This window comes from Alkalimonas mucilaginosa (assembly GCF_036327005.1).
Taxonomy (GTDB): domain Bacteria; phylum Pseudomonadota; class Gammaproteobacteria; order Enterobacterales; family Alteromonadaceae; genus Alkalimonas; species Alkalimonas mucilaginosa.
In genome coordinates, this window is the sequence record NZ_JAUGZK010000006.1 from 80,510 (window position 1) to 96,678 (window position 16,169).

Sequence of the window (16,169 nt, forward strand, 5' to 3'; positions counted from 1 at the left end):
AACCAGGCAAGGTCGCAACCGCCTGGTTTAGTGATACAAGGATTATACCCTATGCAAGTAATCCCTGCCCAGCCATGCTAAGCGGACAGGGTTCCCGAGGGTATTAGTCTTTTTTGGTGTTTGGATGCAACTGACTGACTTCCTGTTTAATCGCTTCCGGTGCATCCGAGTTCATCACCTCTTTGATGACTTGCTCTGCACTTTCGACATCATCCATTTCAAGATAGGCATGGATCAAATCCAACTGAGCTGCGTATTCATCATCCAATCCGGCCACGGCATCAAGCCCCGGCCCCTGCGGCTCATCTTCCAGCTCAGTATCAAACTCTGGCTCTTGCGGCTGCAGTGATTTGTCCGCCGCTTGAGCCAAAAGCTGGTCAATATCCTGAAAGTCGTCATCGGACACCAGGCGTTCAGTTGCGGTTGCTTCATCGGTAAGAGGCTCGGTTACATCCGGCGTGCCATCTTCATGCTCCGAGACTCGCTCCGCCATTTGTTCCAGCTCGGACAGCAGTTGGTCGAAATCCGTTGTATCGTCATCATCCAGTTGGATCCCTTCGATGGCATCTTCGGACATATCCTCCGCTGGCTCTTGCTCTGCCAGAATGGCATCGTCAAAGTCGCCATCCGCTGTATATTCGGCTTCACTGGTGTCCGAGCCACTGGCAGGCTCTTCAGCACTCAGCTCCAGTTCAGGATACTGTTCCAGTACTTCACTCGGGTTTTCAACGGAGAGACTGGCGGCCGAAGGTGGCTGCACCGAGTTATCATCTTGCTCGGTCAGGTTTGGAGCTTCCTGTTCAGGCTCAACTGGCACATCCGATGGGAAATCATCTTCAAGATCCGCATAGTCATTCAGGTATTCAGCCTCCGTTGCAGCCTCCAGTTGCTGCTCTTCCAGCTCGTCAGAGCTGTCGCTGGTGCTGCTATCTGCTAATAAGGCGTCTATATCGGCATCATTCATGTCTTCATCAAAAGCATCGGTAGACAGCTCTTCTGCCAGTTCCTGCTCTGGTGGCATCGTTTGCTCATCCAGCTCCTGCTCCAGACTTTCTTCAACCAGACTTTCAGCAAATGCATCCAGCTCTGTACTGTTAAATTGTACCAGTTCTGTATCTGCAGTTTCTGTGGGTTCATCCGCCAGTAAATCCGTCAGATCTGCCGACAGCTCCTGCTCTGGTGAAAAGTCAGTGTCAGAAACCAAATCCTCTGCTAAGCCCTCAATTTCCGGCTGTTCCTGGTCGGTCTCAAGCTCTGTATCTATCCCGGCCGTGAGCTCCTGATCCGTCATGAGCTCCTGTTCGTCTTCTGGAATATCCAGCTCAATTTCTTCCAGCAGCTCATCCTCCAGCTCATCCGAAGTATCATCCAGCACGGACTCAGTCTCATCAGACTCTGCAAATAAGGAGTCGAGATCGCTGCCAGATAAGATATTATCCGGATCAAAGGCATCCGAAGCATCAGCCTCATCCAGCTCAGTAGTTCCTGCTGAGGCAGTATCTGAGGACAAATCTGTGTCGAGTAACGAATCATCATCCAACAAGGCATCATCGTCATCAAACAAACTATCCTCCTGGATGCTGCTATCATCCAACAGCACTTCATCATCCAGCAGATCATCCGTTAAATCGACCGGACTATCGTCCATCTCTTCATTAAAGGCATCATCCAGCAACGAGTCGTCCAGGCTAAACAAGGAGTCGTCAATATCCAGATTGTCATCGACCTCAGGCAATGGCGATTGGTAGTTCGCCGCCGTTTTAGGCTCGGAGGTAGCGGCTTCGATAGTTGCCTCAGCACGCTTACTACGCCGCTTAATCCAAAATAGTAAACCCAGCAATACACCCAGTGCAGGCACCGATGCAGACAACACCCAAAATGCCGGATTGGCGGCAAGCTGTTGCCAGGATGCGGCAAAGCCACGCTCAGCATCCGCTTCCAACTGAGCTTGCTGCTGTGCCATCCACTCGGCTTGCAAACGGACCATCTGTTCCAGCTCACGCTGCATTTCGGCATCTTGTGCCATCTGTTCTTTCAGCGCATCCAACTGCTGCTGTAGCGATCCCAGGCTATGCTTTAAGCTTTGGTTGTCTTCCATAATGCTTTCAACCAACAACATAGACTCGCCAAAGCGGTGGCGAAGTTGCTGCAGCTGTTGTTGCTGCTCTTGCTCCAACCGCTCGACGGCTTGCTGCAATTGCTGGCTGGGCGCTTCTGCCGCAGGTTCGGCTGCAGTTTGTCTGGCCGCTCGCATCCGGCGGGCCCAGCTTTCATCATCGGCACTTGATTTTTGCCGGGCTACGGCAGGGTCGACAGCACGGATCTCACGTAAATTAGGCACTTCCAACATGGCGCCTGTACGTAGATGGTTGAAATTATTATCTAAAAAAGCATGTGGATTTTTCAGGTACAGGGCATACATCACCTGATACATATCCGTACCCTCGGGCTGCACTTGCTGCGCCAGCCGCCATAAGGTATCTGTCGGTGTAATTGGCCCTAATTGCTGCAGACGACTTTGCTGATCCGTAGCTCTGGGCCCACGAATGCTGGTGCCGCCATCACTGGCGACAGCAAGTGTCGAAATATTGACAAGACAAATCAGAAAAAGAATTCGCCAGAGCTGCATGTATGCTTCCTAATCCAACCGGCCGGGCCGGGGTTTACCAGGGAATCACTGCTTTCCCACCGCCACGGAATAATTCCCGCATCGAATGCTTACTAATCGTTGACAGAACCTATGCAAACACCATTCCATCCGTTCTTTAACGGCACTATAAAACAGAACTTAAGTTGCTGCCAGCCAAGCGACAGCTGCAGACCAAAAAAAAGCCAACACAAGGTCGGCTTTTTCATGCTCAGATCCAGAGCTTACAGGTAGTCACGGATCAAGTGCTCAGCAATCTGAATGCTATTGGTCGCTGCACCCTTGCGGATGTTGTCTGCCACCACCCACAGATTAAGTCCCAGCTCATGCGAAATATCCTTACGCACCCGCCCGACAAAGACTTCATCATGACCAGCCGCATGGCTGACCTGAGTTGGGAAATCCTCGTTTTGCTCCAGCAACACCACACCAGGCGCATTGGCCAGCAACACCTTGGCCTGCTCAGCATCAAGCGGCTGGCGGGTTTCAATGTGAACGGCTTCGGCATGACCATAAAAAGCCGGTACCCGAACCGCAGTAGCATTGACCGCTATGCTGTCATCCCCAAAGATTTTCTGGGTTTCCCAGTGCATCTTCATCTCTTCTTTGGTGTAGTCATTGTCCAGGAACACATCGATTTGCGGAATCACATTAAAAGCGATTTGACGACTAAACTGACCTTTTTCTTCAATAGGACGGCCATTCATTAACTGAGCCGTTTCATGCGCCAGCGCTTCCACCGCCTGCTGGCCTGCACCACTGACCGACTGATACGTAGCCACATTAATACGGCTGATGCCAACAGCATCGTAAATCGGTTTCAATGCCACCAACATCTGAATCGTAGAGCAATTCGGATTGGCGATAATATTGCGGTTGCGAAAATCTGCCAAAGCAGCTGCATTCACCTCTGGCACCACCAGCGGAATATCCGCCTCGTAACGGTAATGCGAGGTATTGTCGATCACCACACAACCGGCATCCGCTGCCTTAGGGGCATACTTCGCTGATACACTGCCGCCTGCTGAGAACAAGCCAATTTGAGCCTGTGTCCAGTCAAATTGCTCAACATCCAGTACGGTTACCTTTTTACCACGGAAAGTGACCTTGCTGCCGGCAGAGCGACTGCTGGCCAAAGGGAATAATTGATTGACTGGAAAGTCACGCTGTTCCAGAAGTTCGATTAAGTGCTGACCAACCAGGCCGGTAGCACCCAAAACGGCAACATTGTACTGCTGAGCCATAGTATCTCTTCCTCTTCTTGCTAATGCTCGCTATGTTCGGCTAAAGCCAATTTGATACAGCCAGTCAGGCACCCCTGCCCCTGACAGCTGAATGGTGCTGCATTCGCGCCGGGCTGGATAATTCTTTCTGAGCCAGTCAAACCCTTGCTTGTGAATGTGATGACGTAATAATGCGTCATCCCGTCGTACATCATATACCAATCTGAACAGATTTTGGACATCTGGAAGCCCAAAATTTTCAGTTATTTGCACTGCAGAGATTGCAGGTCTCGGACAAAAGTCGTCAAGCTTGTGTTGGACAGGTATTGCCAACTGCCGGCACAGTTGCTGATACAGGTATTCGGTGCCCCTGGCTTTGCCTTCCAGGCTATGACCTGCAATATGAGCTGTCGCAATATCCAGATAAGGTAACAATGGTAATAAAATAGCCGGCTCCTGCTCCCAGACATCCAGTACCAACGGTCGCTGCCCACCACTTTGTGCCTCAGCCAGCAATGCCTGATTATCAAACACAGCACCACGGCATGCATTTAATAAGGCACAATCCGGTTTTAGTTGCTGCAAGCTGGCAGCATTCACCAGATGATGGGTCGGGTAAGGCCCAGAAGTGCTATGGGGTACATGAAAACTCAGTACATCGGCCTGCGCAATGATAGTTTCAAAAGCCAGGTGTGGGAAATCCGGCTCTTGCTCTGCTCGTATCGGATCGCACAGCAGTACCTGGCAACCCAGCAACTGCAGCACCTCGGTCAGAGCCTGACCAATAGCGCCTACACCAACGATACCAATCACTTTATCGGTTAATGACCACTGATAACGTTCAGCCAAACAGAACAGGCTGCTTAGGATGTATTCAACCACGGCTCTGGCATTGCAGCCTGGCGCACTGCTAAAAGCAATGTTCTGCCTGGCCAGATACGCCAGATCAATGTGATCGGTACCAATGGTGGCAGTACCCACAAAGCGTAACCGTGTTGCTCTTGCCAGCAGATCCTGGGTCACTGCTGTAATGGAACGCACCAGCAACACATCGGCATCGTGCAATTGCTCTGGCTGCACAGAGCGCCCCGCAAACATACGAACCTCACCCAAGCCGGCAAAAAACTGCTCGGCATACGGCATGTTGTCATCGGCATAAATGATCATCAGGGCTTGCTCCTTGCGCATAAAAAAACCACCGGCCAGCGGTGGTTTTTTCGAAAAGTCACCTGTGGCTATTCTACCCCTGGTAGCGTTTCATCACCAGCGTTGCATTGGTTCCACCAAAACCAAAGCTGTTTGACATCACGGTATTCAGCTCGCATTGGGTCATGTTGGTTACGATGTTCAAACCTGCTGCCGCTTCATCCAGTTGCTCGATATTGATCGAAGGTGCCACAAACTGGTGTTTCAGCATCAGTAAGGAGTATATCGCCTCATGCACGCCGGCAGCACCCAGTGAATGGCCAGTCATGGCTTTGGTTGCACTGATAGCTGGCGACTGACCAGCAAAAACTTGCTGAATCGCAGCCAGCTCTTTGACATCCCCTACCGGGGTACTGGTGCCATGCGTATTGACGTAATCGATCGGGCCATCCAGCTGTTGCATGGCCATCTGCATGCAGCGTACCGCGCCTTCACCGCTTGGGGCAACCATATCAAAGCCATCCGAGGTAGCGCCGTACCCTACCACTTCGGCAATAATAGTAGCACCGCGTGCCAACGCATGTTCCAGCTCTTCTACTACCACCATGCCACCGCCACCACTAATGACAAAACCATCACGATTCGCGTCGTAGGTACGGGAAGCTTTTTCCGGCGTCTCGTTGTATTTGGTGGACAAAGCTCCCATCGCATCAAACTCCATCGCAAGCGTCCAATGCAGCTCTTCGCCACCACCGGCAAAAACGATGTCTTGCTTGCCCAGTTGGATCAGTTCGACGGCGTGACCAATACAGTGAGCACTGGTGGCACAGGCAGAACTGATGGAGTAATTAACGCCCTTGATTTTAAACGGGGTAGCCAGACAGGCGGAGCAGGTACTGGCCATGGTTTTAGGCACCGCATAAGGACCAACCCGCTTGACACCTTTTTCACGCAAAATATCTGCCGCTTCCACCTGGGTTTTGGACGAGGCTCCGCCAGAACCAGCCACCAGGCCAATGCGGGGGTCTGATATCTGCTCGGCAGTCAGGCCGGCATCGGCCATAGCTTCTTGCATGGCGATGTAGGCATAGGCAGAGGCATCCGCCATAAAGCGCATGGCTTTGCGATCAATCAGGCTGGAAGGATCAATTTTCAGATCACCCCAGACCTGTGAACGTAAGCCCATATCGGCAAACTCCTGAGAAAAAGTGATGCCTGAGCGTCCAGCCTGCAGCGATGCCAACACTTCCTGCTGATTGTTGCCAATGCTGGACACGATGCCCATGCCGGTTATTACGGCTCTTTTCATGGTTTACTCCTGTCACGGTACTCGCAGTACCGACCCTGATTGCACTATAATTTGTGGCTATTTTACGAATTTTTGCCTGCCAAGTGGTCCGCTTTCAGCGAACACCTGTACACTGACGGCTATTTTGTCGTCTTGGCAGCAAAACTACAAGTATTTTGCCAGGGTTCTGATGAAAGTAGTTCAACACGCTAAGATCCATTTTAATGCTCAGGGTACACCTGTCGCTGAAAGCTTTGACGATGTCTATTTTTCCAATGATGGTGGCCTGGCAGAAACCGACTATGTGTTTTTACAACACAACCAGTTGCCTGAGCGCTGGTTAAAACATCCGGCTGCATTTTTTCATATTGCCGAAACAGGTTTTGGTACCGGCTGCAATTTTTTGTTGGCCTGGCTCAGGTTTCGTCAATTCCGCCAACAGCACCCGAGTGCAGGCTGTAAACGTCTGTATTTCACCAGTTTTGAGAAGTTTCCTCTTAGCCAACAGGATCTGGCCCAGGCTCTTGCCCCATTGACCGCACTGAGTGAGCCAGCAGAAGCCTTATTGACACAATACCCACCAGCAACTCCGGGATGTCACCGGCTGATATTTGACCACGGTGCTGTGATATTGGATCTCTGGCTCGGCGATGTGCTGGACACTTTGCCTGAACGCGACCCGGCAATTGCCGTCGATGCCTGGTTCCTGGATGGCTTTGCTCCCAGTAAAAATCCGGAGATGTGGCAGGATGCTCTTTTTCAACAACTGGCCAGACACAGCAAGGCAGGTACCACAGTAGCAACCTTTACTGCTGCTGGAGTAGTGAAGCGTGGCTTATTGCAGGCTGGCTTTCATGTCACCAAAGTCAAAGGCTTTGGCCGAAAGCGTGAGATGCTGACAGCGTATTTTCCCGGACTTGATGACCAGCCTTCACTACCGGCACCAGCCCGGGAAGTCACCATTCTTGGCGGGGGCATTGCAGCCATCAGCCTGAGTCTGGCCCTGCTGGCTAAAGGTATTCGGGTACAACTGTTTTGTGCAGATGCAAGCCCGGCACAAGGTGCTTCCAAAAATCGTCAGGGTGCACTCTACCCTAATCTGCATGCGGAGCTGTCAGCTCCCAGCCTGATCCAGGCCAGTTGCTTTGGTTTTGCACGCCAGTTTTTTTCCCGTTGCCAGAGCACTTTTGAGTTTCCACATAGTTGGTGTGGTGTACTGCATCAGGCTTGCACCCCTCAGTTGCAAAAACGGCTGGATAAATTGGCAAGTTACTGGCCGGCAGAGTTGGTGCAAGCGGTGACAGCGCCGCAAGCCAGCGAGCTGGCTGGCCTGACCTTGCCTTTTGCGGGCATTTGGTACCCAAACGCTGGCTGGGTAAGTCCACAGCAATTTTGTCAGGCGGCGGCTCACTACCTGGCAACTCAGCCGGGTATGCAGATCCACTACCAGTGGCCGATTGAGCAACTGAAGGCAAGCAACAACGGTTGGTGCCTACACAGCAGTAACCGTCCGGTTCAGCAGGCGGAACATCTGGTTGTGGCCATGGGCCACCAAAGCAATCAATTGCTAGGGATGCAGCCTCTGCCACTGCGCGGTATTCGCGGCCAGGTTAGCTACGTTGCAGCAGAGCCCCTGAGCCAGTTAAAGACAGTACTCTGCCACAAAGGCTATATCACACCCAGTTGGCAAGGATTGCAGGCCATTGGCGCGACCTTTGATCGCAGTCGCAGCAGTGACGAAATACTACCAACTGATGATGCGGATAATCTGGCATTGGTTAACAACAGCCTGCAGCAACCGGCCTGGATGTCGGCCATTCAGGTGATTGAATCGCGGGCCGGTGTTCGCGCGACAGTGCCAGATCACCGGCCACTTTATGGCCCCTGGTCTATACCAGAGGGAAGCTGCCAGGTGCTGACCGGAATGGGAGCACGTGGCCTGTTGTTTGCCCCCCTGCTGGCAGAGGCTTTGGCAGCTAAGCTGGCACAAGAGCCAAGCCCGTTGCCACTCAATTGGCAACAGATGCTAAGTGCTGCACGTTTTCAGTGCTAAAAACTTGTTTCCGGTATAAATTTACCGCAATATAACCATAAGCTTAGCAGCAAGGTATCCCGATGTCGGAAACCACTCGCTTGATCCTGGCCGAGGATGATGAGTTTTTAAGGCAATTACTGCAGATGCACTGTGAGGCGCTGGGCGCAAAGGTCACTGCCGTAGCCAATGGTGAAGAGGCGGTCAGCCTGGCGCTTAGTTATGAGTTCGATGTGCTACTGATGGATATTCAGATGCCAGTCTGTGACGGTATTCAGGCGATGACCTTGCTACGACAACTGGGTTACGAGCGTCCTATATACGCCATGTCAGCCGATCCAGTCTCCGCGGATGGTTTCACTGCAGTACTCACCAAACCATTGCAAGAACAAGATGTATACCAGCTGCTGCAACAACACAGCTACAAAGCACCAGTCCCACTGGTGGTGGCACCGGAACTGCTACAGCAATTTTTGCACAGCTTGCCTGGGCTACACACTCAGTTAAGCCGTTGCCACCTGGAGCAGAACTGGCAAGAGCTGCAACGACTGAGTCATAAGCTTAAAGGCTCAGCCGGTAGTTTTGGTTACCCTGAAATCAGCACCGCCGCCAATCGGCTGCAACAAGCTATAGAGCAACAACAACCGGTAACTTCCTTCGCACCACTGGTTACTAAATTAAGTCAGCTGTTGCAGGAAGCAAGCCATGGCTGAACACAAAATTTTACTGGTGGATGATGTGGACTATACCCGTCAACTATTGCGTAATAACATTATGGCGATTTGCCAAAGCGGCAAAGTTAGTCATAAAAGCTATACCTTTTTCAATGCAAGCAAAGCAGCTGCGGCGATGGACTTATTTAGCCTGCAGTTGCCGGCTATTGTCTTCTTAGATATTGAGTTACCGGATGCATCTGGTCTGGAGCTGTTAAAAAAATTCAAAGCGCTGAAGCCGGACTGCTTTATTGTGATGGTTAGTGGCGTCAGCACCCTCGACAATGTCAGACAGAGCATGGCCGATGGTGCTGCCAGCTTTATTGTTAAACCCTTTACTGGTGATAAAATTCTGGCGGCTCTGCGATTGTACGAGCGTTTTCGTGCACAATAATCCGTTGCCGTCGATGCTGCTGCTCCCCGGCGGAACTCTCCATGCTTAAGGCCTTGAATTAAAGAGAATAAGGAAGAAAAACCATGACGCATTATTTCACTCGACCTGCCATGCTGTTGGCTTTACTACTGATGGTACCGGTGGCGTCAGCTGCCGTTGACTTTGAGCAATGGCCCAGACCGCAAGATGCGCGTGAGTTTGCCCGGCTGGATGATAAGTTGCCTGCTGTTCTGACCTATTTCAGTCGCCAAAGCCAACAGCAACTGCAACAGTTTTACCTGGATGCTTTAGGCGCCCCAGCCGAGCAGAAAAGTCGCTACGGCCAGTTGGAGCTGGTGTATGTTCAAGCTGAGCAGCAGATCCGGCTGATTATCTCCGAGCAGCAAGACTGGCGTCAGGTCGATATGATGGTACAGGCCACAAGTCATTAAGGCCGGTTCATCTGCACTACTACGCGCCGGTTAATGGCTCTGTCCTGCAGTCGCTGATTGGGTGCCACATTGCGGCGCTGACCGAAACCTTCCACTTCGATCCGCGCTTCAGCCAGCCCAGCCTCGACAAAAAAGCTTTTTACCTTTTCAGCCCGGCGCACCGACAGCTCCTCATTCATCCAGCGGCCACCATAAGTATCGGTATGCCCCTGGATCTGCACCACTTCAATCGCATCATCATGCTTCAGATACTCGGCAATCACCGCCAAGCGTCGTCTGGACTCACGGGTAAGTTGATCGCCCCCCACCTCATAACTCAATACAGTAAAAGCAATGTCATCGAAGCGATAAGGCAACAAGGCAGACACACACTGATTGAATTGCTGATACACAGCAGGAAACTGCACCGGGTTTAAACTGGCCACGACTTTATTTTCTGGCCGATACCAGTCAGAAAAATAAAAGGTCGGTTGGTAGCCGCGCTCCAGCTCATGCAACATGGTCCAGGCTGACTCTTTGGGTAAATCACCGTCAAATTGCTTTAATAACCGCATGCTGGTAATTGCCCGGGCTTGCTCACCAGGCCGCCAGTGTGGTGGTAAAGACAGCACTTCAGCCAACGCATAACCATCAGGTTGCTGTAGCATTTTCAGCTCAAACCAAAGATTGAGCTCTTTGCCGGCTTCACTGTGGAATATGGCTTCACCAAAACCAGGGATCGAATGGCTGATTTCGCAGCGTAGCGGTGTGTTGTGCCGTAACTGCCACTCCGACTGCTCCAGGCCGGCAGAATATTGCCGGATATAACTTTGCCCGGCAAACGCCAACGGACTGCAAAGCAAAAAAACCGAGAGTGAAAGCATAAACCGCATACAGCGATATCCTTGGTAATAAATCTGAGTAAAAACCTAGCAAACACCATGCCGGGACGAGATTTACACTGTTTTTTTTGGCATACTGCGACTTTTAATTATAGCAGGCGGCTCTATGGCACAATCAACTACTTTGCTGGCACAACGCTTTCGGGGTTATTTCCCAGTAGTGATTGATATCGAAACTGCCGGCTTCAATGCCAAGACCGATGCTTTACTGGAAATCGCCGCCACCTTGCTGACGATGGATGAACAGGGTATGTTGCAGCCGCTTCAAACCCTGCATTTTCATGTGGAGCCATTCGCTGGAGCCAATCTCGAACCCAGTGCGCTGGCTTTTAATGGCATAGATCCAGACCACCCATTGCGTGGCGCTGTCCCAGAGCGTGAAGCCATTACCGAAATTTGCAAAGCTGTGCGCAAGGCGCAAAAAGCGGCAGGTTGTCAGCGCTCTGTGATCGTGGCACACAACGCAGCTTTTGATCAGGGCTTTTTTAATGCGGCCTGCGAGCGCATCCATTTAAAACGCAACCCATTTCATCCTTTTGTCTCTTTTGATACCACCAGCCTGTCCGCGCTGGCACTCGGGCAAACCGTGCTGTCAAAAGCCTGTAAGCAGGCTGGCATTGACTTTAACAACAAGGAAGCGCACAGTGCCTTGTACGATACGGAGCGGACAGCAGAGCTGTTTTGTTACATCGTCAATCAGTGGCAGCAACTGGGTGGCTGGCCATTGCCCAAAAGCTTAGAGCCTTCGACAGAAGAATCTGCCGGTACCCCAGCATAAAAAAAACCGCCGCGGCGGTTTTTTTATGCTAATTGGTGTTATTCACCAGCGGTTTCACTCTGGCTTTGCTGAACCGCAGCTTCTTTGATCAGCGGTTGCAGTTCACCACGCTGAAACATTTCCAGAATGATGTCACACCCACCTATCAGCTCACCTTGGACCCAAAGCTGAGGAAAGGTTGGCCAGTTCGCGTAAACCGGCAGCTCGGCACGAATATCCGGGTTTTGCAAAATATCGACGTACGCAAACTGCTCACCACAGCTGATCAGCGCTTGCGAAGCCTGGGCAGAAAAGCCACAACTTGGCAATTTAGGTGAGCCTTTCATGTACAACAGTATTGGGTTTTCAGCAATTTGCTGCTTGATTTTATCCAGGGTTTCCATGGCATATCCTCGTATCAATTCGGCTGTGTCACTATTGTACCTTGTTCCCATTGGGAATTCATGCTCTGCCCCTTGTTTTTCCTGCAACCGACCCAATCTTGCTAGGCGGTAGTAATAAAAACACAGCAGTGTTGTATAAAACCAGCGCCTATTGCAGCGCTTCAGACTGGTTAATGCTTGAGTGTTTTACTCAGGTATTGTAGTCTAACCCGTGCAGACACTCTTAACAACGCAATGGAGAATAAAATGGCTTTTGAATTACCCGCCTTGCCGTATGCTAAAAATGCACTAGCTCCTCACATCTCTGAAGAAACCCTGGAGTACCATTATGGTAAACACCACAACACCTATGTGGTAAAGCTGAATGGTCTGATTGAAGGTACTGACTTTGCCGGTAAATCACTGGAAGAGATTGTTCGTACTTCAGAGGGTGGTGTATTTAATAACGCAGCTCAGGTTTGGAACCATACCTTTTACTGGCACTGCTTAAGCCCAAATGGCGGCGGTGAGGCCACTGGTGCTCTGGCTGACGCCATCGCTGCGAAATGGGGCTCTTTTGCTGATTTTAAAGCGGCCTTCAATGATAAAGCAGTTAATAACTTCGGTTCCAGCTGGACCTGGCTGGTGAAAAAGGCCGATGGTAGCCTGGACATCGTCAACACCAGCAATGCTGATACCCCGCTGGCTCACGAAGGTCTGACGCCGGTATTAACGGTTGATTTGTGGGAACACGCTTACTACATTGATTACCGCAATGCTCGCCCTACCTACCTGGATGCATTCTGGGCACTGGTTAACTGGGACTTCGCCAGCAAAAACTTTGCTGCCTAAGCGCTACTAATTGTGCAAAAGCCCGGCCAGCATGCCGGGCTTTTTTGATCCTCTGCCGCTGACAGCCGTATAGAAATACACACCATTGTTGTTTTTTAACGGTAAATAAATCCATCTTTTTTCGACGAATTCTGAGCGAACTTATTTTTTACTGTCTAACCTTAAAGGAACTGGTACCTATTTTCGTCAGTTGATCGGAGGTGCATATGAGCATTGTTGAGCACTATAAGTCCAGATACGAAGCCACCAAAGAAGAGGAGTACAGCATTCAAGAGTTCCTGCAGCTGTGCAAAACCGACAAAAGTTGTTTTGCCAGTGCTGCCGAGCGCTTGCTGTTGGCTATCGGTGAGCCTGAACTCATTGATACATCGCAAGATCCACAACTCAGTCGCTTATTTTCCAACCGTGTTATTAGCCGCTACCCTGCCTTTGCCGACTTTTATGGTATGGAAGATGCCATCGAACAGATCGTGTCTTACCTGAAGCACTCCGCTCAGGGGTTGGAAGAAAAGAAACAAATTCTGTATCTATTAGGGCCTGTAGGCGGAGGAAAATCCTCACTGGCTGAAAAGCTCAAGTATCTGATGCAACAGGTGCCAATTTATTACCTGAAAGGCTCGCCGGTATGTGACCATCCGCTTTGTCTGTTCGATGCCGATGAAGATGGCCAGTTGCTGGCGGAGGAGTTTGGCATTCCACGGCGCTATCTATCTACCATTATGTCGCCCTGGGCCAGCAAACGACTGCACGAGTATAATGGCGATATCAGCCAGTTCCGGGTAGTCAAACGCCATCCATCCATTTTGAACCAGATTGCCATTGCTAAAACTGAGCCCGGCGATGAGAACAATCAGGATATTTCGGCGCTGGTAGGCAAAGTCGATATCCGCAAGCTTGAACACTATGCTCAGAACGATCCGGATGCCTACAGTTACTCCGGAGCCTTGTGCCGGGCTAATCAAGGCCTGATGGAATTTGTTGAAATGTTTAAAGCGCCTATCAAGGTGCTGCATCCACTCTTAACAGCAACCCAGGAAGGCAATTACAACGGTACGGAAGGGCTGGCTGCCCTGCCCTTTGATGGCATGATTTTAGCGCACAGCAATGAGTCGGAATGGCAGAGCTTTAAAAACAATAAAAACAATGAGGCTTTTTTAGATCGGGTTTACATTGTGAAGGTACCTTATTGCCTGCGGGTATCCGAAGAACAGAATATTTACCATAAACTGATCGACAACTCCGAGCTTCGTGAAGCACCTTGTGCGCCTGGTACCTTATCCAGCCTGGCACAGTTTGTGGTGCTATCCCGGCTAAAAGAACCGGAAAACTCCAGCATCTACTCCAAAATGCGGGTATACGATGGTGAAAGCCTGAAAGACACCGATCCAAAAGCAAAATCGTATCAGGAATACCGGGATTACGCCGGTGTCGATGAAGGTATGACCGGGCTGTCCACACGTTTTGCTTTTAAGATCCTATCACGGGTGTTTAACTTTGACTCCACCGAAGTCGCAGCCAACCCGGTGCATTTATTTTATGTGCTGGAGCAACAGATCGAGCGAGAACAATTCCCGACCGATATGGCCGAACGCCTGTTGGAATACTTAAAAGGCTATCTGACACCCAAATACGTCGAGTTTATCGGCAAGGAAATCCAAACGGCTTATCTGGAGTCTTACTCAGAGTATGGGCAGAACATCTTCGATCGTTACGTGATCTATGCCGATTTCTGGATCCAGGATCAGGAGTACCGCGATCCGGAAACAGGCCAATTGTTTGACCGGGCTGCTCTGAATGCAGAACTGGAGAAAATTGAAAAGCCTGCCGGTATTAGCAACCCGAAAGACTTCCGCAATGAAATCGTGAATTTTGTGCTTAGAGCCAAAGCGAAAAACAACGGCAAAAACCCGGTCTGGACCAGCTACGAAAAGCTGCGTACCGTGATAGAGAAGAAAATGTTTTCCAGTACCGAAGAGTTGTTACCGGTCATTTCGTTCAACGCCAAAACCTCGACCGAGGATCAGAAAAAACACGACGACTTTGTCAATCGCATGATGGAGAAAGGCTACACCCGCAAGCAGGTCCGACTGTTGTCGGAGTGGTACCTGCGGGTGAGAAAATCGCAGTAAAACAGGTACCGGAGGCAGTATGGTGCATTTTATTGATCGACGACTGAATGGAAAAAACAAGAGTGCTGTCAACCGGCAGCGCTTCTTGCGCCGTTACAAACAGCAGATCAAGAAGGCAGTATCCGATGCCATCAGCAAACGCAGTGTCACCGATATTGATAGCGGTGAAAGCATTACCATCCCCAGCAAAGATATCACGGAGCCGATGTTTCATCATGGCAAAGGCGGCCACCGTGAGATTGTTCATCCGGGTAACGATCAGTTTAGCCCGGGTGATCGGATTAAACGTCCCGATGGCGGACAAGGCCAGGGCAGTGGTCAGGGCGATGCCAGCGCCGATGGAGAAGGCAACGATGACTTTGTGTTTTCCATCTCCAAAGATGAGTATCTGGATCTGTTGTTTGAAGATCTGGAACTGCCAAATCTGAAGAAAAATCAACTCGATAAGCTAGTGCAGTACAAACAGGTACGAGCCGGCTACCGCGCAGAGGGGGTGCCAACCAATATTGATATCGTGCGTTCGCTGCGCGGTTCGCTGGCAAGACGTATCGCCATGTCGGCCGATAAAAAGCGTACCCTGACAGAGCTGGAAGCGCAGTTAGAGGCTTTGCAGCATGAGGCGGTGCCAGATCAACATCAATGCCTGCAGCTCGAACAACAAATCGCGGTTTTAAAGCAACGCATTGCAGCGGTGCCTTTTATTGACAGCTTTGATCTGCGTTACCGTAATTACCAGAAAAGGCCCGAGCCAACCAGCAAGGCCGTAATGTTTTGTTTGATGGATGTCTCCGGCTCGATGGATCAGGCCACAAAGGATATGGCCAAGCGGTTTTATATTCTGCTGTATTTGTTTTTGAGCCGAAGCTACAAAAATGTCGAAGTCATTTATATCCGCCACCACACCCAGGCTAAAGAGGTAGATGAACAGGAGTTTTTCTATTCACAGGAAACGGGAGGTACCATAGTATCCAGTGCCTTGAAGTTAATGCACGAGATAGTGCTAAAGCGCTTTAACCCGGAGGAATGGAATATCTATGCCGCTCAGGCTTCTGATGGCGACAACTGGACTGATGATAGCCCGTTGTGCCAGCAAATTATGCGCAATCAGATCCTGCCGCTGGTACGTTACTATGCGTACATAGAGATCAGTTCACGGGCGCACCAGAGTTTATGGCAGCAGTACGAAGCCCTGTTACCTGCGTTCGAGAACTTTGCCATTCAACCTATCCGTGATGTGGCGGATATCTACCCGGTATTTAGAGAACTATTTAAGAAACAAGCAGCTTAACCTTC

General features: G+C 50.6%; 14 protein-coding genes. 8 read left to right on the forward strand and 6 right to left on the reverse strand.

Annotated features, from left to right (window positions below; translation table 11 throughout):
* Positions 1-103: 103 nt before the first annotated feature.
* From QWF21_RS09840 to fabB, 4 genes are all read right to left on the reverse strand, one after another.
* Positions 104-2,629, reverse strand: coding sequence for a FimV/HubP family polar landmark protein (locus QWF21_RS09840; RefSeq protein ID WP_330087878.1), 2,526 nt, complete (start codon positions 2,627-2,629; stop codon positions 104-106).
* A 242-nt stretch (positions 2,630-2,871) separates the two neighbouring features.
* On the reverse strand, positions 2,872-3,891 hold the full coding sequence (locus QWF21_RS09845; protein WP_330087879.1) for an aspartate-semialdehyde dehydrogenase: 1,020 nt from the start codon (positions 3,889-3,891) through the stop codon (positions 2,872-2,874).
* A 30-nt stretch (positions 3,892-3,921) separates the two neighbouring features.
* Positions 3,922-5,037 carry a 4-phosphoerythronate dehydrogenase gene (locus QWF21_RS09850; RefSeq protein ID WP_330088012.1) on the reverse strand — a complete coding sequence of 372 codons (1,116 nt, stop codon included), beginning with the start codon at positions 5,035-5,037 and terminating at the stop codon, positions 3,922-3,924.
* A gap of 73 nt (positions 5,038-5,110) precedes the next feature.
* A complete protein-coding gene (gene fabB / locus QWF21_RS09855) occupies positions 5,111-6,325 on the reverse strand; it encodes a beta-ketoacyl-ACP synthase I (RefSeq protein WP_330087880.1) in 1,215 nt (404 codons plus the stop codon).
* Between the two features lie 169 nt (positions 6,326-6,494).
* On the opposite strand from fabB, the gene mnmC reads away from it, so the two are divergent.
* From mnmC to QWF21_RS09875, 4 genes are all read left to right on the forward strand, one after another.
* Positions 6,495-8,357 (forward strand): bifunctional tRNA (5-methylaminomethyl-2-thiouridine)(34)-methyltransferase MnmD/FAD-dependent 5-carboxymethylaminomethyl-2-thiouridine(34) oxidoreductase MnmC, encoded by a 1,863-nt coding sequence (gene mnmC / locus QWF21_RS09860; RefSeq protein ID WP_330087881.1) that lies wholly within the window; start codon positions 6,495-6,497, stop codon positions 8,355-8,357.
* A 62-nt stretch (positions 8,358-8,419) separates the two neighbouring features.
* Positions 8,420-9,049, forward strand: coding sequence for a response regulator (locus QWF21_RS09865; RefSeq protein ID WP_330087882.1), 630 nt, complete (start codon positions 8,420-8,422; stop codon positions 9,047-9,049).
* A complete protein-coding gene (locus QWF21_RS09870; RefSeq protein ID WP_330087883.1) occupies positions 9,042-9,443 on the forward strand; it encodes a response regulator in 402 nt (133 codons plus the stop codon). Before QWF21_RS09865 ends, QWF21_RS09870 begins: the two co-directional genes overlap by 8 nt.
* An 83-nt stretch (positions 9,444-9,526) precedes the next feature.
* Positions 9,527-9,874, forward strand: coding sequence for a hypothetical protein (locus QWF21_RS09875; RefSeq protein ID WP_330087884.1), 348 nt, complete (start codon positions 9,527-9,529; stop codon positions 9,872-9,874).
* On the opposite strand, the gene QWF21_RS09880 is transcribed toward QWF21_RS09875, so the two are convergent.
* On the reverse strand, positions 9,871-10,746 hold the full coding sequence (locus QWF21_RS09880) for a flagellar protein MotY (protein WP_330087885.1): 876 nt from the start codon (positions 10,744-10,746) through the stop codon (positions 9,871-9,873). The two genes, QWF21_RS09875 and QWF21_RS09880, sit on opposite strands and share 4 nt — an antisense overlap.
* Positions 10,747-10,861: 115 nt before the next feature.
* Between QWF21_RS09880 and rnt the strand changes: the two genes are divergently transcribed.
* A complete protein-coding gene (rnt, locus tag QWF21_RS09885) occupies positions 10,862-11,533 on the forward strand; it encodes a ribonuclease T (protein ID WP_330087886.1) in 672 nt (223 codons plus the stop codon).
* Between the two features lie 38 nt (positions 11,534-11,571).
* On the opposite strand, the gene QWF21_RS09890 is transcribed toward rnt, so the two are convergent.
* Entirely contained in the window at positions 11,572-11,916 is a 345-nt protein-coding gene (locus QWF21_RS09890) for a Grx4 family monothiol glutaredoxin (protein ID WP_330087887.1), read from the reverse strand.
* Between the two features lie 246 nt (positions 11,917-12,162).
* Between QWF21_RS09890 and sodB the strand changes: the two genes are divergently transcribed.
* From sodB to QWF21_RS09905, 3 genes are all read left to right on the forward strand, one after another.
* Positions 12,163-12,747 (forward strand): superoxide dismutase [Fe], encoded by a 585-nt coding sequence (gene sodB / locus QWF21_RS09895; RefSeq protein ID WP_330087888.1) that lies wholly within the window; start codon positions 12,163-12,165, stop codon positions 12,745-12,747.
* A gap of 206 nt (positions 12,748-12,953) precedes the next feature.
* Positions 12,954-14,876 carry a PrkA family serine protein kinase gene (locus QWF21_RS09900; RefSeq protein WP_330087889.1) on the forward strand — a complete coding sequence of 641 codons (1,923 nt, stop codon included), beginning with the start codon at positions 12,954-12,956 and terminating at the stop codon, positions 14,874-14,876.
* Between the two features lie 19 nt (positions 14,877-14,895).
* A complete protein-coding gene (locus QWF21_RS09905) occupies positions 14,896-16,164 on the forward strand; it encodes a YeaH/YhbH family protein (RefSeq protein ID WP_330087890.1) in 1,269 nt (422 codons plus the stop codon).
* Positions 16,165-16,169 lie beyond the last annotated feature (5 nt).